Source organism: Synechococcus sp. TAK9802, assembly GCF_014279535.1.
Lineage (GTDB): Bacteria > Cyanobacteriota > Cyanobacteriia > PCC-6307 > Cyanobiaceae > Parasynechococcus.
This window is the reverse complement of sequence record NZ_CP047937.1, coordinates 1,522,716-1,541,281: the sequence shown is the minus strand read 5'-3', so window position 1 is coordinate 1,541,281 and position 18,566 is coordinate 1,522,716. Positions and strand designations below refer to the sequence as shown.

General features: G+C 60.9%; 23 protein-coding genes and 1 tRNA gene. 10 read left to right on the top strand and 14 right to left on the bottom strand.

All coding sequences use genetic code 11. From position 1 onward, the window contains the following. Window positions 1-56: 56 nt before the first annotated feature. Together zwf and SynTAK9802_RS08955 are read right to left on the bottom strand one after the other, a co-directional pair. Window positions 57-1,580, bottom strand: a complete 1,524-nt coding sequence (gene zwf / locus SynTAK9802_RS08960; RefSeq protein ID WP_186495812.1) for a glucose-6-phosphate dehydrogenase — start codon at window positions 1,578-1,580, stop codon at window positions 57-59. 168 nt (window positions 1,581-1,748) lie between these two features. Beyond that, on the bottom strand, window positions 1,749-2,939 hold the full coding sequence (locus SynTAK9802_RS08955) for an FAD-binding oxidoreductase (protein ID WP_186495811.1): 1,191 nt from the start codon (window positions 2,937-2,939) through the stop codon (window positions 1,749-1,751). A 161-nt stretch (window positions 2,940-3,100) separates the two neighbouring features. Here SynTAK9802_RS08955 and SynTAK9802_RS08950 point away from each other — a divergent pair, with 161 nt between their 5' ends. Further along, window positions 3,101-3,622: an SRPBCC family protein gene (locus tag SynTAK9802_RS08950; RefSeq protein ID WP_186495810.1), complete on the top strand. Its 522-nt coding sequence runs from the start codon at window positions 3,101-3,103 to the stop codon at window positions 3,620-3,622. A gap of 126 nt (window positions 3,623-3,748) precedes the next feature. On the opposite strand, the gene SynTAK9802_RS08945 is transcribed toward SynTAK9802_RS08950, so the two are convergent. Both SynTAK9802_RS08945 and SynTAK9802_RS08940 read right to left on the bottom strand, forming a co-directional pair. Beyond that, window positions 3,749-3,821 (bottom strand) — tRNA-Glu (locus SynTAK9802_RS08945). 47 nt (window positions 3,822-3,868) lie between these two features. Continuing rightward, window positions 3,869-5,020: a histidine kinase gene (locus SynTAK9802_RS08940; RefSeq protein WP_186495809.1), complete on the bottom strand. Its 1,152-nt coding sequence runs from the start codon at window positions 5,018-5,020 to the stop codon at window positions 3,869-3,871. 107 nt (window positions 5,021-5,127) lie between these two features. On the opposite strand from SynTAK9802_RS08940, the gene SynTAK9802_RS08935 reads away from it, so the two are divergent. From SynTAK9802_RS08935 to pepN, 3 genes are all read left to right on the top strand, one after another. Further along, window positions 5,128-5,715 carry a hypothetical protein gene (locus SynTAK9802_RS08935; RefSeq protein WP_186495808.1) on the top strand — a complete coding sequence of 196 codons (588 nt, stop codon included), beginning with the start codon at window positions 5,128-5,130 and terminating at the stop codon, window positions 5,713-5,715. Window positions 5,716-5,882: 167 nt separating this feature from the next. Then, entirely contained in the window at window positions 5,883-6,260 is a 378-nt protein-coding gene (locus SynTAK9802_RS08930; protein ID WP_255487738.1) for a cAMP phosphodiesterase, read from the top strand. Window positions 6,261-6,435: 175 nt separating this feature from the next. Further along, on the top strand, window positions 6,436-9,039 hold the full coding sequence (gene pepN, locus SynTAK9802_RS08925) for an aminopeptidase N (protein ID WP_186495806.1): 2,604 nt from the start codon (window positions 6,436-6,438) through the stop codon (window positions 9,037-9,039). Here the strand turns inward: pepN and SynTAK9802_RS08920 are convergent. The 6 genes from SynTAK9802_RS08920 to SynTAK9802_RS08895 all read right to left on the bottom strand — a co-directional run bounded on the left by SynTAK9802_RS08920 (window position 9,029) and on the right by SynTAK9802_RS08895 (window position 11,059). Then, the gene (locus SynTAK9802_RS08920; protein WP_186495805.1) at window positions 9,029-9,238 is read right to left on the bottom strand and encodes a transcriptional regulator; all 210 of its coding nucleotides are present in this window, start codon (window positions 9,236-9,238) and stop codon (window positions 9,029-9,031) included. The two genes, pepN and SynTAK9802_RS08920, sit on opposite strands and share 11 nt — an antisense overlap. 91 nt (window positions 9,239-9,329) lie before the next feature. Next, complete coding sequence (locus SynTAK9802_RS08915; protein WP_186495804.1) at window positions 9,330-9,599, bottom strand: hypothetical protein; 270 nt, start codon at window positions 9,597-9,599, stop codon at window positions 9,330-9,332. A gap of 8 nt (window positions 9,600-9,607) precedes the next feature. Next, window positions 9,608-9,805 carry a hypothetical protein gene (locus tag SynTAK9802_RS08910; RefSeq protein ID WP_255487737.1) on the bottom strand — a complete coding sequence of 66 codons (198 nt, stop codon included), beginning with the start codon at window positions 9,803-9,805 and terminating at the stop codon, window positions 9,608-9,610. 123 nt (window positions 9,806-9,928) lie between these two features. After that, a complete protein-coding gene (locus tag SynTAK9802_RS08905; RefSeq protein WP_186495802.1) occupies window positions 9,929-10,165 on the bottom strand; it encodes a hypothetical protein in 237 nt (78 codons plus the stop codon). A 75-nt stretch (window positions 10,166-10,240) separates the two neighbouring features. Then, window positions 10,241-10,408 carry a DUF4278 domain-containing protein gene (locus SynTAK9802_RS12795; protein ID WP_370586393.1) on the bottom strand — a complete coding sequence of 56 codons (168 nt, stop codon included), beginning with the start codon at window positions 10,406-10,408 and terminating at the stop codon, window positions 10,241-10,243. 252 nt (window positions 10,409-10,660) lie between these two features. Then, window positions 10,661-11,059 carry a hypothetical protein gene (locus SynTAK9802_RS08895; protein ID WP_115132878.1) on the bottom strand — a complete coding sequence of 133 codons (399 nt, stop codon included), beginning with the start codon at window positions 11,057-11,059 and terminating at the stop codon, window positions 10,661-10,663. Window positions 11,060-11,145: 86 nt separating this feature from the next. Here SynTAK9802_RS08895 and SynTAK9802_RS08890 point away from each other — a divergent pair, with 86 nt between their 5' ends. Beyond that, window positions 11,146-11,877 (top strand): peroxiredoxin-like family protein, encoded by a 732-nt coding sequence (locus tag SynTAK9802_RS08890; RefSeq protein ID WP_186495800.1) that lies wholly within the window; start codon window positions 11,146-11,148, stop codon window positions 11,875-11,877. Between the two features lie 44 nt (window positions 11,878-11,921). Here the strand turns inward: SynTAK9802_RS08890 and SynTAK9802_RS08885 are convergent, their stop codons facing one another. Next, window positions 11,922-12,461, bottom strand: coding sequence for a rhomboid family intramembrane serine protease (locus SynTAK9802_RS08885; protein WP_186495799.1), 540 nt, complete (start codon window positions 12,459-12,461; stop codon window positions 11,922-11,924). 44 nt (window positions 12,462-12,505) lie between these two features. On the opposite strand from SynTAK9802_RS08885, the gene SynTAK9802_RS08880 reads away from it, so the two are divergent. Both SynTAK9802_RS08880 and SynTAK9802_RS08875 read left to right on the top strand, forming a co-directional pair. Continuing rightward, the gene (locus SynTAK9802_RS08880) at window positions 12,506-14,041 is read left to right on the top strand and encodes an NAD(P)/FAD-dependent oxidoreductase (protein WP_186495798.1); all 1,536 of its coding nucleotides are present in this window, start codon (window positions 12,506-12,508) and stop codon (window positions 14,039-14,041) included. A 43-nt stretch (window positions 14,042-14,084) separates the two neighbouring features. Further along, the gene (locus SynTAK9802_RS08875; RefSeq protein WP_114988545.1) at window positions 14,085-14,285 is read left to right on the top strand and encodes a hypothetical protein; all 201 of its coding nucleotides are present in this window, start codon (window positions 14,085-14,087) and stop codon (window positions 14,283-14,285) included. A gap of 3 nt (window positions 14,286-14,288) precedes the next feature. Here SynTAK9802_RS08875 and SynTAK9802_RS08870 read toward each other — a convergent pair whose 3' ends face one another. Then, window positions 14,289-14,738, bottom strand: a complete 450-nt coding sequence (locus SynTAK9802_RS08870) for a WbuC family cupin fold metalloprotein (protein WP_370586353.1) — start codon at window positions 14,736-14,738, stop codon at window positions 14,289-14,291. 59 nt (window positions 14,739-14,797) lie between these two features. Here SynTAK9802_RS08870 and SynTAK9802_RS08865 point away from each other — a divergent pair, with 59 nt between their 5' ends. The 3 genes from SynTAK9802_RS08865 to SynTAK9802_RS08855 are packed head-to-tail and all read left to right on the top strand — an operon-like array spanning window position 14,798 to window position 16,867. Then, on the top strand, window positions 14,798-15,184 hold the full coding sequence (locus SynTAK9802_RS08865; RefSeq protein ID WP_186495797.1) for a PucC family protein: 387 nt from the start codon (window positions 14,798-14,800) through the stop codon (window positions 15,182-15,184). Further along, window positions 15,159-15,332 carry a hypothetical protein gene (locus tag SynTAK9802_RS08860; protein WP_186495796.1) on the top strand — a complete coding sequence of 58 codons (174 nt, stop codon included), beginning with the start codon at window positions 15,159-15,161 and terminating at the stop codon, window positions 15,330-15,332. The genes SynTAK9802_RS08865 and SynTAK9802_RS08860 overlap by 26 nt, the downstream gene beginning before the upstream one ends. A gap of 53 nt (window positions 15,333-15,385) precedes the next feature. Continuing rightward, window positions 15,386-16,867 carry a deoxyribodipyrimidine photo-lyase gene (locus SynTAK9802_RS08855; RefSeq protein WP_186495795.1) on the top strand — a complete coding sequence of 494 codons (1,482 nt, stop codon included), beginning with the start codon at window positions 15,386-15,388 and terminating at the stop codon, window positions 16,865-16,867. Here SynTAK9802_RS08855 and SynTAK9802_RS08850 read toward each other — a convergent pair. After that, the gene (locus SynTAK9802_RS08850) at window positions 16,864-18,009 is read right to left on the bottom strand and encodes an NAD(P)/FAD-dependent oxidoreductase (protein WP_186495794.1); all 1,146 of its coding nucleotides are present in this window, start codon (window positions 18,007-18,009) and stop codon (window positions 16,864-16,866) included. The two genes, SynTAK9802_RS08855 and SynTAK9802_RS08850, sit on opposite strands and share 4 nt — an antisense overlap. Then, the gene (gene frr / locus SynTAK9802_RS08845; RefSeq protein WP_115132871.1) at window positions 18,006-18,554 is read right to left on the bottom strand and encodes a ribosome recycling factor; all 549 of its coding nucleotides are present in this window, start codon (window positions 18,552-18,554) and stop codon (window positions 18,006-18,008) included. The genes SynTAK9802_RS08850 and frr overlap by 4 nt, the downstream gene beginning before the upstream one ends. Window positions 18,555-18,566: the final 12 nt, after the last annotated feature.

Genomic DNA, 18,566 nt, shown 5'->3' with positions numbered 1-18,566 from the left:
GGTGACGGATGAACGAGACGTGGAGAGCTGAACAACAGGGCTGTGAACGTGCGCGGTCAGGGGCGTCGCCAGAGCAGTCCGTCCTTCGCCAGCAGGGCATCCGCGGCGGCCGGTCCCCAGGTGCGGGATTCGTAGGGATGAACCGGCAGCTGCCAGGGACTGTCTTCAATCAGTTCCAACAGCGGGGTGTAGAGCCGCCATGCCGCTTCCACCTCATCACTGCGGGTGAACAGGGTGGGGTCGCTGAGCATGGCGTCAGCCAGGAGCCGCACATAGCCCTCATCGGAGGGTTCCCCGAAGGATTCGTCGTAGGAGAACTCCATGTCGATCGGGCGGCTGCGCATGCCAGATCCGGGTGACTTCACCTCGAAGCGGAATTCGGCCCCTTCATCCGGTTGGATGCGCAGGATCAGCTGATTGGCCGTGGGGCCTCCGGTGGCTGCATCAAACAGATGCACCGGTGCTTCACGGAAAGTGAGCACCACCTCACTGGTGCGCTTGGCCAGCCGTTTGCCGGTGCGCACATAGAACGGAACCCCCTGCCAGCGCCAGTTGTCGATGAACAGCTTCATCGCCACGTAGGTCTCGGTGGTGCTGTTGGGATCCACGCCGGGTTCATGGCGGTATCCGGCCAGGGGCGATTCCGCCGAACCACCGGGTCCGTACTGGCCACGGATGCAACAGTTCCAGGGTTCGAGCTCATCGGCCAGGCGGGCAGCCTGGAGCACCTTGGCCTTTTCATTGCGGATGGCCTCCGGGTCAAAGCGCCCGGGAGGTTCCATGGCGGTGATCGCCAGCATCTGGGTCAGGTGGTTCTGCACCATGTCCCGAAGGGCACCGGCCGATTCGTAGTACCCGGCCCGTTCCTCCACTCCAACCGTTTCAGCGGCGGTGATCTGAACACTGGAGATGTAATTGCGGTTCCAGATCGGCTCGAAGATCGTGTTGGCAAACCGCAGAACCATGATGTTCTGGACGGTTTCCTTGCCCAGGTAATGGTCGATGCGAAAGATCTGGTTCTCCTGACCGCAGGCCTGCACCACGCGATTGAGGGCCTGGGCACTGCCGTAGTCGCGTCCGAAGGGCTTTTCGATCACCACCCGGCTGCGTTTGGGGTCCTTCAACAGGCCAGCGTCGGCCAGTGAACGGCAGCCACTGCCATAGAACTTGGGGGAGACGGAAAGATAAAAGGTGCGGTTGCCGCGGGTGGCGCACTGTTGATCGATCTGCTCCAGCCGACCGCCCAGCCGCACTACATCGTCTGGTTGTTGGAGGTCGACGGGCTCGTAGAACAACTTGCCCACGAACTGCTCCCAGGCCTGGGGATCGTCCTCGATCGTGCTGGCCAGTGCCTCCGCCATCTTTCCGCGGAACTCCTCGTCACTCCACGGCCGTCGCGCACAGCCCAGCAGGGCGAACTCACTGGGCAGACGCCGTTGCTTGAACAGTTCAAACAGGGCTGGCACCAGCTTGCGGTGGGTCAGATCACCACTGGCGCCGAAGATCACCAGACACTGCGGCGCGATCACGCGCTCCTGACGCAGTCCAACCCTGAGTGGGTTCGTCATCGTGGCAACCATGGAGTGTCCAGGCTTCTGACGATGGTTTAGGCACGGAACTGGCAACAGACATGGACTCGCCGCTTTGTTTCCGTGTTGGCGTCAGCCTTTGTTGCCAACCCAAAAAGAAGTCCACCCCGAGGGGTGGACTGAAAACGATCGTTGGCTGATGGATCAGCGCTTGATCGATCAATATGTTTCAACGTGCCAGCGGTCGGCCTTCTTGAGCTGGGGACGCAGTTCGGCCCAGTCGAGACCCTTGGCGGCCGCGGCGGCGGTCATGGCTTCGTCGATGCCCGGCTCCATACCGCGCAGACCACACATGTACACGTGGGTCTTGGGGTCTTCGATCATCGCGAAGATCTCTTCAGCGTGCTCCAGAACGCGGTCCTGGATGTACATCCGGCCGCCCTTGGCGTTCTGCTGTTCCCGGCTGATCGCCTTGGTGTAGCGGAAGTTGTCGGGATACTCCTTCTCGTAGTGGAGGAAGTCCTCGTCATAGAGCAGGTTGGCGGTTTTGGGTGCGCCCATGAACAGCCAGGCTTTGCCGCGGAATTTCCAGCCGTTGGCCTCCTTTTCACGGGGCTCGAACATGCGACGCAGGTAGGTGCGCATCGGAGCGATGCCAGTGCCCGTCGCCAGCATGATGATGTTGGCGTCCTCGTCGTCAGGCAGGAGCATCTCCTTGCCGACAGGACCGGTGATCTTCACCTTGGTACCGGGTTCGATGTCGCACAGGTAGGTGGAGCAGACGCCATAGATCTGCTCACCTGCGTCGTTCTTGTACTCGAGCTGGCGAACGCAGAGGGAGACGGTGTTGCCCTCCAAGTTGTCGCCATGGCGGGTGCTGGCGATGGAGTACAGGCGCAGCTTGTGGGGCTTGCCGTTGGCGTCTTCCCCTTCGGGAATGATGCCGATGCTCTGTCCTTCGATGTACTTCAGCTGCGGGTCGCCGCCAGCCAGATCAAAGGTGATGTGCTGCACACGGCCGATCGCGCCGTCCTTCAGCAGGGAGTAGTTCTCCGTCACCGTCCCCATAAACGGTGTTTTGGGCTTGTAGGTGTTGACCGGAACGTCGGCGTGGGGCTTCTTCTTCGGGGCGCTTGACGTCACAGCTTTCTTGGCGGTTTTTTTGGCGGGTTGTTTGGCAGGTGCCGGGGTGGCGACAGCGGGAGCGGCGGAACGCTCTTCGCCCGCACCATTCACAGAGACGATCTTGGCGCCCGTGGCCCCCAATCGTTTGAAAAGTGCGGAAAACTGGTTCATTGCAACGGTGTAGGTCTGAACCACGGACGGTTTGGCGCCGACCTGGGGACCACGAGCCACAACAGTGAACAGAGCTTCATTGCAGTGCTCTGTCGCTGCATTGGACACCCGCATAGAAATCACCTGCCTTTGGTGGCGCGACTATAGGCGTGGCCTTTGATTTCACACAAAAAGGTTGCTGTTCGGAACAGAATCTGATGTGATCCAGGCGACCTCATTAAGATCTTCGGATTCGGCTCCTCATCTCGGCCACTCTTTTGGTTTTCCCCCAGACAATGTTTGGACGAGGGCTTCAAACCTCCACAGATTCGGGGACTGCGATCGAGCAGACCATGGAGCGGCTGCCTCAGGGGACCCGGCGTCTGGCCGCTGAACTCAAATCTCCACTGCCTGTTCAGCTGCTCTGGGATGTGCTGACGGACTACGAGAACCTGTCTCGTTTCATTCCCAACCTCAGCACCAGTGAGCTGATTCAGCGCCAGGGTCAGACGGTGCGCCTCCAACAGGTGGGCAGTCAGCAGCTGCTGGGGCTGCGTTTCTCGGCTCAGGTTCAGTTGGAGCTGACGGAATACCGCCAGGACGGATTGCTGCAGTTCCGCATGGTGAAAGGGGATTTCCGACGTTTTGAAGGGTCCTGGCAGATCCGTCAGCGTCCCGATGGCAGCTCACTGCTCTATGAGCTGACGGTTCAAGGCTGCCTTGGCATGCCGATCGGTTTGATCGAGGAGCGGCTGCGTGACGATCTCTCCAGCAATCTCAACGCCGTAGTGCAGGAAGCACACCGCAGAAACAGCTGAAAGAGCCGCGAGGGCGCAGCAGATTCAGTGCAAACCAAATGGTTGGGTGTTTTGAAGCTTTAAAAACGCCAAAACACTTGAATTGGTACTCAACTCATCATCAGAACGGGTCTGATGATGACGTCATACCCCCAAGGGGATTCGAACCCCTGTCGCCTCCGTGAAAGGGAGGTGTCCTAGGCCTCTAGACGATGGGGGCGAGGCCGTAATCAACGAGCGGTCTGTGCTCCTGATCACTTGTGAACACTAGGGCTTGGTCGGACCCTCCGTCAAGACAGCTTGACCCCATTCGACACCTTGTCCTTGCCAGATCGGCACGGTGAAGGTGAAGCAGGCACCTTCGCCAGGGTCCGACACAACCCAGATCTTGCCGCCGTGCACTTCAACGATGCGGCGGCAGACCGCCAGCCCCACGCCATAACCGGTGGTTTGGTCGGAGGTTTGCGGCAGCCGCACCCGGTCCAGAAAAATTCGCTGCTGTTCTGTTTCCGGAATTCCCGGACCGCTGTCACAAACGCTCACCTCCACCCGCTGGCTGGTGCGGTGAAACATCGTGAGCGAAATGTGCCCGCCGTCGTCGGTGTATTTCAGGGCGTTTTCGAGCAGATTCAGCAGCACCTGGCGCATGCGGCGCTGATCGGCGAAAACCTTGGGCAGGTCAGAGGGAATGTCGGTTTTGATTTCGACGTTGCGCCCCAGCCACAATTTTTCGAGCTCGAGGATCACTTCGGCTGAAACGCTGGCAAGGTCAAGCCGTTGTGGGTTGAACAGGGTTTCCCACCGGGTGGTGCCCACCTCCAGCAAATCCTTCGATAGCGCCTCCATCTCCTGCAGGCGGCGGGTGATCACATCCTGAAAGCGATCCATGTCGATCTGGCCCAGCTTCTGGCTTTGCAGGGCCAAGGCCGCTGCCGTAAGTGGGGTACGCAGTTCGTGGGCCACCATGCGCAAAAGGCGTTCCTGGGCGCTGACGCGATCGATCAGCGTCTCGTTCTCCTGGCGCAGCACCAGCAGCTGATCCTCCAGCTGGAGTTCCTTCTGGGTGCGACTGCCGTCGAGTTCGGTGGGCCTGAGGCTGAGGCCAAGGCCGCTCACCACCCCATCCTGTTTCCAGCGGGGCACCCATCCTTTGAGTTGCTGAAGGATGTTGCTTCCCGCGAACACCTGCTTGGGGTTGGGCGCCAATTTGATCAGCGCTGGCGTCACCACGAGGCGATGCAGCTCAAGCAGTTCGGGTTGCTGGGCGGGATCGGCTACTTGCAGGGTGACTTCGAAGCCCAGGTCCTCCCGTTCCAGGAACTGCACAAGGGAACGGAGGTCCTGACCCGACAGGTGATGGCGAGCTGCCACCAGCAACAGCTTCAGGGTTTGACGTGTCTTGGGAGCGTCCTTGACCACGCGGACTGCAAGACAGCAAAACCGATGCTCACCTTATGGGTTTTTGACTGCACCGCCAGCAGCGCTAAGACGAACAGGAACACTCCGTTGCGTCATTGACGCGGTCCATGTCGCTTTTTTCTGCGCAAAACCGTGTTCCTCTGACCGTTCCCGGCGGAGTGGCTGCCCAGCCTTCGATTCAGGTGGATAGCAACCTGCGCCGCTGGTTCAGCCGCAATCTGGGGTTGTGGCGTTCCCGGCGGCAATACACCTTCAGTGACGACCAGGTTCTCCACTTGGACATGAACCTGAAAATGGAGGCGTTTGCGCACCCCCAGGTGGGTGAGAGCCGCTACCGCTTCAGCTGGTGGTCTGACCAGGAGGGCCAGCATTCCGACGAATTCTTTGCCCGCAAACCCTGGTTTGAACGCAGTGGCGTGATGGAAGCCACGTTGTGGGGCCATCAACTCCAGAGAAGTCGCGGTTATTTGACGGGAGACCCGGTGCGCACTCGGCTGCGTCAGGTGGATGAGCACGAAACCATCCTCGAATCTCACTACCAGCAGTGGGACATCCTCGAGCACATTCGCCTTGTCGATCAGGACCGCTACCGCTACCGCGCTATCTACAGCTGGGAGAACGGTGATCTCTCGATCGTTGAGCACCACCATGAGATTCGAATGTCCGATCCCCTGCCACTGATCGAGGACGACTGATCGAAAACGATTGATCCAGGACGACTCAACGGCGCCGTTGTGCTGATGGCCCAGTTCAACAACCGCGCCTGAGCTCCGGCCAGCTTTGGCATGGGCGGTAAGTTGCGAAAAATTTGACGCTGCCGGGACCCAAGGTGATTCGTCGTTCATTTGCTGCCGCAGCTCTCGTGCTGGCTGCCCCTTTGCTGTCACCGGCAACGGCTCTGGCTCAGGCCTCCAAGGACAAGCCCACTCCTGCCACGGCCATGGAGGTCAACACCTACGGCGTGATGTCGATTGCCACCTTCTGCGAGGCGAGGGCGCAGAAGATCGATTTCAACAAGTCTCTGGCCGTGGCCCTCGCTGGTCAGTTGCATGTCATTTATGGCAAGCACGGTGGTTTGCTTCCCGGCACCAAAGATCCCTTGCCTGAGAAGCAATTTCTCAACAATGCAGGATTCATGATCGTTGGTGGTGCGCTGAAGTTCTGCCCTAAATCAGTTCCCGCTGCAGAAAAAGCACGCTTTGAAAAAGCTGCTGCTTCGTTGAAGCCTTCGAAAAAATAAGATCTTCCCAGGCTCTAACGATTGAAAACGTCTGGCCTGCTGAGGTCAGGCGTTTTTTTTGTGTCTGTTCCTCTGCTCTGAGGCCGTTGCTTGCTTGATGGTCGGAAGCTTGGCTGAAACGTCCCGGTTTTGAGCGTCGTCCGTCAGGATCGTTCGGTCCTCGCGTGGTTCGGCCATGACTGCAGCTGCTTCGATTCGTCTGGCGGACTACACGCCGTGGGCCTTTGAACTCCCTTCCATCGCCCTGGACGTGAACATCCAGGACGATTATGTCGTCGTTGCCTCCAGGCTCAGCCTTGAACCGCGTCGGCCTGGAGAGCCCTTGGTGCTGCGCGGCGTTGATCTGGCGATCGAATCCCTGGTGATCGACCAGGCGCCGTTGTCGCCAGAGGAATACAGCTTTGCCGACGGACGACTCACCATCCCCAACGTCCCGGGCCAGCCGTTTGTGCTGGAAACCCGTTGCCGTCTGGATCCCTACTCCAACAGTTCGCTCGAAGGCCTGTACGCCAGTGGTGGTCTGCTGAGCACCCAGTGCGAGGCCGAGGGATTCCGGCGCATCAGCCTGCACCCCGATCGTCCGGATGTGCTGAGCCGCTGGCAGGTGCGGATTGAGGCCAGCCGCAGCAGCTGCCCTGTGCTGTTGAGCAATGGCAATGCGGTTCAGGAGGAATCCGTCGGCGCTGATCGTCATGCGGTTACGTGGGATGACCCCTTCCCCAAGCCCTCCTATCTGTTCGCCCTGGTGGCCGGAGACCTCAGGGAGATTCGTGATCACTACACAACGGCGTCGGGCCGGCAGGTCACCCTGCGCTTGCATGTGGAGGAGGGGGATGAACCCTTCACGGCCCATGCCATGGCTTCGTTGAAACGATCCATGCAATGGGATGAATCGGTTTACAACCTTGAATACGACCTGGATGAATACAACATCGTTGCCGTCCGTCACTTCAACATGGGCGCGATGGAAAACAAGAGTCTGAATATTTTCAACTCAAAGCTTGTTCTGGCTGATGCGGAAACGGCCACCGATGCAGAACTTGAGCGCATCGAAAGTGTGATTGCCCATGAATACTTTCACAACTGGAGTGGAAATCGAATCACCTGCCGGGATTGGTTCCAGCTGTCGCTCAAAGAAGGCCTGACGGTGTTCCGTGATCAGTGCTTCACCGCGGATCTGCACTCAGAGGCGGTGAAGCGCATTGAGGATGTGGCGATGTTGCGCAACACCCAATTCCGTGAGGATGCTGGTCCAACGGCCCACCCAGTGAAGCCAGCGGAATACCAGGCGATCGATAACTTCTACACAACAACCATCTACGAAAAAGGTGCGGAATTGATCCGCATGCTGCGCACCCTGCTGGGATCCGAGCGGTTCATGAGGGGTATGGAGGTGTACGTGCAACGCTTCGACGGCACAGCCGCCACGACGGAAGACTTCGTTCAGGCGATCGCCGATGGCGCCACCAGCCAGGGCGAGCCGCTGGGCTTTGATTTGGAACGCTTCAAGCGCTGGTACCACCAGGCAGGAACTCCGGAACTCAGCATTGATCGGCAGTGGAATCCCGAATCGGGTGAGCTCACGGTGGACTTGCACCAGGCGACGACTCCGACGCCGGGGCAGCCGGACAAACAGCCCCTGGTGCTGCCGGTTGCCATGGCCCTGGTGGGGGAGCAAGGCCGTGTTGGTGAGGAGCAGCTCCTGGTGATGGAGGCTGAGCGCGCCAGCATCACCCTGCAGGGCCAGCCTGGCGACACCCCCCCTGCCCTTTCGGTGCTGCGCCGCTTCTCGGCCCCGGTGCAGGTGCGTTTGGAGCAGCCGCTGGAGGAGTGCTTGCAGCTGTTGGCTTCCGATGATGACCCGTTCTGCCGCTGGGATGCGGCCCAGCGCCTGGCACGCCAGGTGCTGTTGGCGCGGGCTGAAAACCAGCCGAAGCCTGCCGTGGAAGCGGCGCTGATTCAGGCCCTCGATCAGCGGATCTGTGCCTACGACGGTGGTGATGGCATGGATCTGGCGGCGCTGCTGGCGCTGCCGGGCATGGCGGAATTGGAGGCGTTGCAATCCCCGGTGGATCCGCTGGCGCTGGATCAAGCCTTCCGGGCGTGGACCCAGGAGATGGGCGTTCAATTGCAGTCGTCCCTGCGTCGCCTTCTGGAGCTGGCCCGGGCTGACTGGAGCCTGGCTTGGCCGGCGGGCCAGGGCGGCCGGGCCCTGACCGCCTTGGCCTGGCGCTGGCTTGCCGCGGCTGGTGATGCCACGGTTCAAGCGGAGGCATTGGCTGCTGTTTCCGGCCCCTCGATGACCCTGGCGCGGGGAGCCCTGCGGGCCTTGCTGCCGCAGGACAGCGCTGCGCGTGAGCAGGCGATGGCGCTGTTCTACGAGCGTTGGCAAGACAAGCCCGTGATCCTGGATGCCTGGTTCGCGATGGAGGCATCGGCCCCCAGGACCAACGCGTTGGAGCGGGTTCAGCAGCTGCTGGAGCACCCGCGCTTCGATCCCCTGGCGCCCAATTCCCTTCGCGCTGTTCTCGGTGGATTCACCGCCAATGTTCAGGCGTTTCATGCCATCGATGGCAGTGGCTACCGGTTCATGGCGGAGCAGATCGCAGCGGTCGACTCCCGCAATCCGATCACCGCATCACGGATGGCCAAGGTGTTCAGTCGCTGCGGCAGTTACGGCCCCGAGCGTCAAACAGTCATGCGTCAGGCCATCGACCAGCTGGCCGCCAAGCCTTTGTCGGCGAACACCGCTGAGGTGGTGCAGTTGCTCACGACGTGACCACCACCAGCACGATCACCGCGATCAGCAGGACCACCAGCCAGCGTTTTGCGTTGCTGCGCCGCCTGCTGTGCGGTGTGGACCGCGCAGCTCGGCTGCCGGCCGCAAGGCCGCAGTTCTGACAGACCAGCCGCCCGGCCATGGATCGGTCGGCACGAAACCGGCGGCTTCCGCAGTTCTGGCAGACGGTGACGGCCAAGGTCTCTCGATCAGCGCTTCACCAGCTTGCCTGGCGTGAGTCAGTGAGTCAGTGAGTCAGTGAGTCAGTCAGACAACAGCCCGTCAGCCAGTCAGTCCCGTTGCCAGCCATCGCAGCCGGCTTTGGCGCGTTGGCGTTTGGTGCGCCGGTAGCTCTCGTTCTGTTCGGCAAGAGCATCACTCGCCGCAGCGACAGCCGTGCTGTCCTTGCCTTCCGCAATGATCAAACGGTTGATGGCCATGGCGTTGCCCAGGCGATTCAGCACCTGATCGATCAAGCGACACTGATCAAATTCGGCGCGCCCCGCAGCCGGGATACCCAACAGGATCAGGCTCCAACACGCAGCACGCCAGCCTTTCATCGATCAGCTCAGGGGCTGTAGGTGATGCTGCACTGATAGCGGCTGCTGGCTCCCACATCAATGCTCTTGCAAGTGGTGTTGGTGATCGTTGCCCCCTTCGGGATCACCCGCATCGCCTCAGCGGTGGCGAACTGCTCGGACGGCCCTTGGGCTGTGGCCCGCTTGCCACCGGCAAGAGCCATGGATCCCAGAAGGAGGCTGGCCATCAACAGCGCCGCGTTTCGCATCGTTAGGGCCCGAAGGGGGTTCTCCTTTCGGTTTACACAGAACGCTTCCAGGTGAAAGCCGTCCTGTGTTCAACAGCCGCCGCGCTCAGCAGCTAGTCCCGTTCAACAGCCACCCCGGCACCAGCGTTGGCGTTGCGGCCTTGGTGCAGCGTTGGCTTCGCTGGCTGGAGTCGGACCAGGGATTGGAGGTGGCGGCAACAACCCTGCGGGCTGAACGGGAAGACGTCGCGACCCCCATGCGGCATCGAAGGGAACCACCACGAGGGGGATCGGTTCCGCACTCTTTGCCGGCCAGGCCAAAGCACTGGACGCGATCAGGACTGTGATCAGAAGTCTCATCGCGCCATTGTGCCGATCCCGCAGCGTTATGCCGTCACGTCGGCTGCGTTCTTAGTGCCCTGCCCCAAGGCCTCTTCAGACTTTGGAGTAGGAGACGCCGCGGTAGGTCAGAGCAACGCAATTGCGAACGGATTTGATTTGCTCAGCCCGATAGCTTTTGCCCATGTATTTCAGTTGGATTGTTGGCCTCGTGGATACTGCTTCTGTCTTTGCATATTTGTTGCCCAAGAAAGTGAGTTCCATGGCGTGAATAGGGATGAGTAAAAACTTTTTGAGTTCTACGTTCTTGCCCGAATGCAGCAAGGTTCCGCTTGATACCTTGCTCTTTAGCCATTGTTAAGGCTGCGTCAGCTTGATACAAGTTCTGCTCTTAACCCCTGTCCTGGCAGGAGAAAGGGTTGATTCGACTTGTGGGATTTTGTGTTTATTAATGTGAAGCCGTTGAAATATTTGTTGGTTTTGTGTGCGCTGTTGAACTTGTTTTGATTGAATCTCTCAGGCTTCAGGCTTGGAGCGCTCCTCTGTTTGCGCTTTGCTGCAGCGTTGGCATGCAGCAATTCTGTCTTTGTGGTGTTCCGGCAGCGTTAGCCGGAATGGGTCCACGTCAAATTCGTAGCCACAGGAGCAGCGGGCATGGAACTTCAGTTTTTTCGCTTTTTTGAGTCGCTTTAAAAGGGTGACGTTGCCAAAAACTTGATCGGGTTTGAATCGCTCCAGCTTGGTGCGTTCCTCCGGCGCATGCTTGACCCGTGCCTTGTGCAGGGCATTGCGCACGGAGTTTTCGCTGCCTTTGCCCAGGATCTTGGGGATCTGGAGGATCGATCGCCCTTCCTGCAGATACAGACGCTTGATCTCTTCGATCTCAGCACTTGTGAAGCCAGATTTCTTGCCCACCTGCTTCCTACCTTTGATTTGAGTCTCTCAGGCGGTGCGCAAAAGCACCATCCACGTTCTTGGAGGCGAAATGTCAGCCTGTCGGGATGATCCCACTCGACCCACTGCTGCAACGGCTGGCCGGAGTTGCCGGCATGGAGAGCGGCTGCAAGCGTCTCGTTGTTGTGCAGGGCCAGCTGGGGGATTTCGATTCGATCGAATACGCCCAGGCGCTGGTGCCAAGGCTTCCCCAGTTGGCGGCGCTTGGGGTCAAGGTTCAGCTGTTCGGCATCGGCAACGCCGCCAGTGCCGAACGCTTCGCGGCCTTCACCGGCTTTCCCCTCCAGCAGCTGATCGCTGATCCATCACCCCAGTTGCATCAGGCCCTGGGGTTGGAGGCCGGCCTCAAGCTCCCCGGTGGGCCCTGGCCTGGTTTTCTGCTGATGTGCGCCGGCGTGGGCTCGCCGGGCACCCTGCGCGAGGTGCTGCGCGGTTACACCGGAGATCGCTCGGCGGCCCAGATCTTCGACGATGAAGAGTGGGTTGAAGCCTTTCCTCTGCCGCGCTTCCGGGGGGCTCTGTTCCGCCAGGCCGGTGGTGCTGGGTTCCAGCGACCGTTTGAGCTCGCCACCAAGCGTTTGCGCAACATGAATGAAGTGCTCCGCAACTGGCGCACCTACGTGCCCTGTGACGACTACATCACCCAGCGCGGCGCCACCGTGCTGCTCGACGCCGATGACAGCGTGATCTATTGCCACCGCGATCAAAGCCTGCTCGGTTACTCCGCAACCATGGAGCGCCCCTTGGCGTTTCTCGATGAGGTTTTGGCCCAGGGCTGAGCTCAGCTGGAGGTGTTCAATCAGCTGTCTTCAACTGGCTGTCTTCAATTGGCGGTGGGCTCGCGATACACCGCAAGAGCCGCCACCAAGCCGCCAATGAACCCTGCGCTGTGGCCGATCCAGCTGACGCCGGCGGGTGAGACACCAGGGATCAAGGCGATCAGGGCTGATCCGTAGAGCCAGAACGCCACCAGGCCCAGAGCGATGGAGAGGATGCGGCGTTCCAGCCAGCCGATCAGCAGCAGATAGCCCAGCAGCCCATACACCACGCCCGAGAGTCCATGGCTGCGGGCGGGCCAGAACAGGGCCACCGGAATGTTGATCAGCAGCACCGACAGCCAGACGCTCAGGTAATCGCGCATCCCCCGGCTGAGCACCAGCCAGCTCAGGGGCAGAAACGCCAGGCTGTTGGAGATCAGGTGGCCGACGCCGGCATGGCTGAATGGCGCTGTGATCACCCCCCACCACGGTTGATCCGGCCCCATCGGCAGGTTCCACTGCCCCGCAAACAGCAGTTGGTCGATCAGCTCCTGCCCCCAGGCCAAGGCCAGGAGCAGCAGGGGAAGCAGCAGTCGAGTGCGCATCGTCTTGCGCCAATGACCACAATGATGACGCGGATGCTGAGCGGATGATCAGAAGCGACGTCGACGTTCTGGTGATCGGCAGCGGCATCGGTGGGCTCTGTTCCGCAGGTTTGTGTGCCCGCGCCGGCCGGGAGGTGTTGGTGCTGGAAGCCCACCACCAACCCGGTGGAGCCGCCCATGGCTTTCAACGCCAGGGGTATCACTTCGAATCCGGTCCATCCCTCTGGAGTGGTCTTGGGCGTTGGCCCAGCAGCAATCCCCTGGCCCAGGTGTTGCGCGCGCTGGGCCAGACCGTGGAGGTGATTCCATATCGCAGCTGGGATGTCCTGTTGCCGGAAGGGGATCTGCGCATCGCCGTTGGGCACGACGACTTTGAGGCTGTGGTGCGCAGCCTGCGCGGCCCCGAAGTGGCCGCCGAATGGCGGCGTTTTGTGGAGGCGCTTCAGCCGATTGCCGCCGCTGCTGATGCTTTGCCCTTGCTGGCCCTGCGGCCTGGGGTGGATGGCATGGCGCAACTGCTGAAGCGCGGTGGACGTCTGTTGCCGCATCTTGCGGCGATGCGTCACCTCTCCGGTTCTTTTGGGCCCCTGGTGGATCGTCACCTCAGCGATCCTTTCCTGCGCCATTGGGTGGATCTGCTCTCCTTCCTGATCAGCGGCATGCCGATGGGAGACACCAACGCCGCAGCCATGGCCACGCTGTTCGGCGAGTGGTTTGAGCCGGATGCCCATCTCGACTATCCCGTTGGCGGCAGTGCAGCGGTGGTTGAGGCCCTGGTGCGTGGCTTGAAAGCTCACGGCGGCAGCCTGCACACCGGCAAGGCGGTGCAGCAGCTGCGGGTGGAGGGGGATCGTGTGGTGGGTGTGACGTTGGCCGATGGAACGCAGATTGCGGCACGGCAAGTGATCTGCAATGCCGACATCTGGTCCACCCTTGCTCTGCTGCCGGAGTCCGTGGCGCCGAAGTGGCAGCGTCAGCGCCAGGCCACGCCGGCTTGCAACGGCTTCCTGCATCTGCATCTGGGCTTTGATGCCACGGGGCTGGAGAATCTGCCGATCCACACCGTCTGGGTGGATGACTGGGAGCGTGGGATCGACGCCGAGCGCAATGCCGTGGTGTTGTCGATTCCGTCGGTGTTGGATTCCTCGATGGCGCCGGCCGGTCGCCATGTGCTGCATGCCTACACACCGGCCAGCGAACCCTGGGAGCTCTGGGCTGATCTGGAGCGCGATAGTGCGGCCTATCAGCAGAGGAAACAGGAGCGATGTGCTGTGTTCTGGCGGGTGCTGGAACACCGTATTCCCGACATCCGCGACCGCTGTGAGCTGATCATGGAGGGAACGCCGCTGACCCACAGCCATTTCCTCAATGTTCATCAGGGCAGCTATGGCCCTGCCCTTTCAGCAGCGGAAGGTCTCTTCCCGGGCGTGACGACGCCCCTGGCCAATTTCTGGCTTTGTGGTGCCAGCACCTTTCCCGGGATCGGCATTCCACCCGTTGCGGCGAGTGGTGCCATGGCGGCCCATGGCGTCCTCGGCCGGGAGACGCAAAACAGTCTGCTGCGGGAGTTGGAGCTTTGAAGCAGCTGCGTCATAACCTCCTTTTGGAACGCCGACGCAGTTCATGACTTCCAACGCCCGGATCGATTCGCTGCAGCTGATGCTCACGGATCTGCGCATGCGCAACGAGCCAATCCGTCACAAAGCGGCGTTTCGTGGTTGCCAGCCGGAATTTCAGGCGTTGGTGAGTCGTTTGATCGAGCAACTGGAAGGGGAACTGCTGGATGAGAAGCAGCGCTCCCGTGAAGCCTCACGTCAGGCCTGATCCTCAAAGAAGGTTGCGCCACTGCGACTCCTGCCTAGCCGCCTCCGTTGTGCCCTCCTGAGGGAAGCCGTTGAGGAAGTCCTTGTCTTGAGAGGGTTGGTAGGGCCCCTGTTTCAGTTCGAAAATCATGCTGTCGGCCTCCAGGGCCACCATGGTGTGGAACTGATCTTCTGCAACCTCAATGCCGTGAGTGGGCACCTTGGCGCTGAGATGGAGCTGCTGCTGCATCTCACCTTCACTGTTGAACAGCAGCAGAGCGATGGCGCCTTGCAGCACCAGGAAACATTCGAAACCTGCGCCGGAACCGTTGCGCCGGTGGCGGTGGGGTCGCACATAGGTGCCGGGCTGCAGCACGTTGAGGAAGCGCTGAACCGAATCCTGCTCCCTATGGAAATTGTGGTTCAGGCGCAGGCGGGGATGCTGCCGGGCCTCAGCGGCAACCTGCGCGAACAAATCACGATCGATTTTTTTGATATCCAGTGATAATTGACTCGGATATTTGAAATTCTGCCTTGGGCACGCTGACTCTTGGTCTGCGTTTGGGGCTGTTCCAGCTCAGCCTGGGGATTCTCGGAGTCCTGATCCTGGGACTGCTGAATCGTCTGTTGATTCAAGACATTCAGGTCCCGGCGGTGCTGGCTGCTTTGGCTTTGCTGTTGATGCTTTGGGCCGGTTCTGGCCAGTCCATCCCCCTGTTGCGGACAGCCGTTGGTTTGTTTGGCCTTTCACTGGGGGTGTGCATGAATGCCTGCCTCACCTTGATGTTCAGCTTTGTGCAGCCCGGACGCACCGGCTTTCTGCTTGGTGTTTGGGGGGGCGGGCTATGCCTATTCCTGCGGCCTGGCCACCATCAGTGGAGGCGGGCTGCTCACCTTGCTCAAAGCCGGGAACGGTGGTGATTTGTTTGCTGCCTATGGCGGCGTGTTCGGCCTGCAGATGGTTTGTTTCCTGGGGGCCGCATTGATGACGCGCCGTTTGGATGTGGTGGGTTTCCGCAACACGGTGAAAACTCGCTTTGCCGATGTCGTGGAAATGGCAGTGGATTGAAGCTTGGCTGGAGCTCCGGATCCACTAGAACCGAGTTCCTTCCATTGCAGTGAATGGCAGCGCTGCAGATCGTCTGGTTCAAGCGTGATCTGCGCATCGTTGATCACCGGCCCTTGGCGGCTGCTGTGGAGCGGGGTTTGGTGCTGCCGCTCTACGTGGTGGAGCCGGAGTTGTGGCGGCAGCCCGATGCCTCCCAGCGGCAGTGGATGTTTTGCCGGGAGTCGCTGTTGGAGTTGCGCCAGGCCTTAGCGGATCGGGGCCAACCTTTGGTCGTGCGCGCTGGGGATGTGGTGCAGGTGCTGGAACGGGCCCGGCGTCAGTTCGGCATCGATGGGCTGTGGAGCCATGAGGAAACCGGCAATGGCTGGACGTACCAGCGCGATAAACGCGTTGGGGCCTGGGCTCGTCAGCACGGCATCGCCTGGACGGAATTCCCGCAGTTCGGGGTAATGCGCCGGATGCGCAGCCGCAATGGCTGGGCCAAACGCTGGGAGGTTCAGATGACGGAGCCCATCACACCCGAGCCGGCCGCACTGCAATCGCTGGAGGGCATTGATCCCGGCGTGATCCCGGAGCGCCCCTGTTCAGACCTTCTCTCGGATGCATGTCCGCAGCGTCAGATCGGAGGGCGTTCGATCGGCGTGCAGGAGCTGAACGACTTTTTGCAGCACCGCGCCCCGCGCTATCAACGGTCGATGTCGAGCCCCAACACGGCGTTCACCGGTTGTTCGCGCCTTTCGGCTTATCTCACCTGGGGTTGTCTCTCGATGCGAGAAGTGCTGCAGACCAGCCGCACCCACAGCGGCCGCGGCGTCAGCAGCTTTGAATCACGGCTGCACTGGCACTGCCATTTCATTCAGAAGCTGGAGGATCAGCCGGCGATTGAATTCAGCGATTTCCACCCGTTCATGCGCGGCATTCGCGCAGCCGACGTCGAGCGCTTGACGGCCTGGAGCGAAGGTCGCACTGGCGTCCCCTTTGTGGATGCCTGCATGCGCGCCTTGCGGGCCCATGGCTGGATCAACTTCCGCATGCGGGCGATGTTGATGTCCTTCGCCAGCTACAACCTCTGGCTTCCCTGGAGAGACAGTGGCCTGCATCTGGCCCGTCAGTTTGTGGATTACGAACCGGGGATTCACTGGAGCCAGTGCCAGATGCAATCGGGCAGCACCTCGATCAACACGATTCGGATTTACAACCCGATCAAGCAGGGCATGGACCACGACCCCCAGGGGCTGTTCATCCGTCAGTGGTGCCCTGAACTCAAGGATGTACCCACCATTCACATCCATGCGCCCTGGATGCTGGGTGGTGGCATGCCAGCACCGATCGTTGATGTCACCGTATCGATGCAGGATGCCAAAGATCGCATCTGGGAGATTCGCCGATCGGCCGGTTTTGATCGCCATGCCGATGCGATTCAGCGCAAGCATGGCTCCCGCAAGGCGGGGTTGAAGCCAACAACGGCTCGCCGCCGCCGGCGCAAACCACAGCAGCCCGACAACGGCAGCCAGCAGCTCAGCCTCGGTCTTTAGTTGCGCTGCAGCAGCAGCCGCTTGATCACCCGTTGGGCGATGTCGCCATAGCCCATCTCCCCGGAGAGAATCTGAGCAATTCGCCGTGGTGCGGTGGGCCGCTTGATCCCCAGCTGATACCCCACACCGGGGAAGCGGTAAAACACCTGGGCAATGCGCCGGCCCCAGGCCATCGACTCACCCCAGCGCTCCCGCATGCTGCGGCTGTAGCCCCGTAGATCCTTGCTGTCGCCCTTGAGCCATGGGCTTAGATGTCGGGCCGCTTCGCAGCCACTCATCAGGGCGGGGCGCAGCCCTTCCGCCAGAAAGGGGTCGCACAGCGATGCCGCATCGCCCACCACCACAATGCCGTCGCCATCAAGACGGTGATGGCCGTTCCAAACCCGCAGTTGGCCGCGCTGACGGATGCCTGCATCGGCGGCGAAACCCAGATCCGGCAACAGCTGGGCCAGCACCTGCTCCGGGTCGGCGTCCTGCTTGCCGATGAAGCTGCCCACACCGATGTTCACACCACCGGCGAGTGGAAAGGCCCAGGCGAAGCCCTGTTTCACCAGGCCGAATTCAAAACGGGTGGTGCCATCGCTGAGCTTGCCTTGACCCTCGAGTCGCACCGACATGGTGGTGGCCATCTGGGGCTGTTTGGCTCCCAGGCCGAGCAGTTGGGGCCAAGGGGACCCCGAACCGTCGGCGATCACCACGGCCCGCCCCTGCCAATGGCGTCCATCGGTTGCCGTGACGTGCCATACGTCTCTATGGCGCCGGATGTCATTGGCTTCAACGCCTGTAAGGCGTTCAGCCCCCGCCTGAATGGCCTGATCTGAGAGCAGTTGATCGAGCGTTTCGCGGCGCACGATCCAGAACGGTGCATCCCCTGGCAATTCGGCCACCACCGGATCCTCCAGGCACCAACTGAAATCCACGCGGCGGATCACCTGTTCCACAGCGGGCTCCAAAGAAAAGGGGAACCACTGCTGAACTGAGGCAGCCATGCCACCACCGCAGGGCTTGATTCGCGGCTCGGCGTCGCGCTCAAGCATCAGAACGTCGTGGCCCGCCGATGCAAGATGCACGGCCGCTGCACCGCCAGCGGCCCCGGACCCGATGATCAGAACGTCGTGGGTCCGATCTGATTCGTTGCTCACACCTTGAGGATGTCGGCTTCCTTGGTGGCCAGGTGTTGTTCCAGTTCGGCGATGAATTTGTCGAGCGTTTTCTGAATGCTGTCTTGTTCGTCGCGGCTCTGGTCTTCGGAGAACTCCCCTTCTTTTTCCTGCTTCTTGATCTTGTCGATCGCATCGCGGCGCAGGTTGCGCAGGGCCACCTTGCCTTCTTCGGCGTACTTCGAAGCCAGCTTGCAGAACTCCTTGCGGCGCTCCTCGGTGAGGGGCGGCACGTTGATGCGGATGATCTTGCCGTCGTTGTTGGGTGTGAAGCCCAGCTCACTCATCGCGATGGCCTTCTCGATCGAGGCCAGGGCGCTGATGTCGAACGGTTGGATCTGGATGGTCTGGGAGTCCGGGGTCGAAAGGGTGGCCAGCGACTTCAGCGGTGTGTCAGCGCCGTAGTACTCCACGCTGATGCGATCCAGCAGGGAGGAATTGGCCCGGCCGGTACGGATCGTGTTGAAGTTGCGCTGGGTGGCCTCCACCGACTTGCGCATGCTGGCTTCGAGGTCCTGGGTCGACATGGTTGCTGAGGG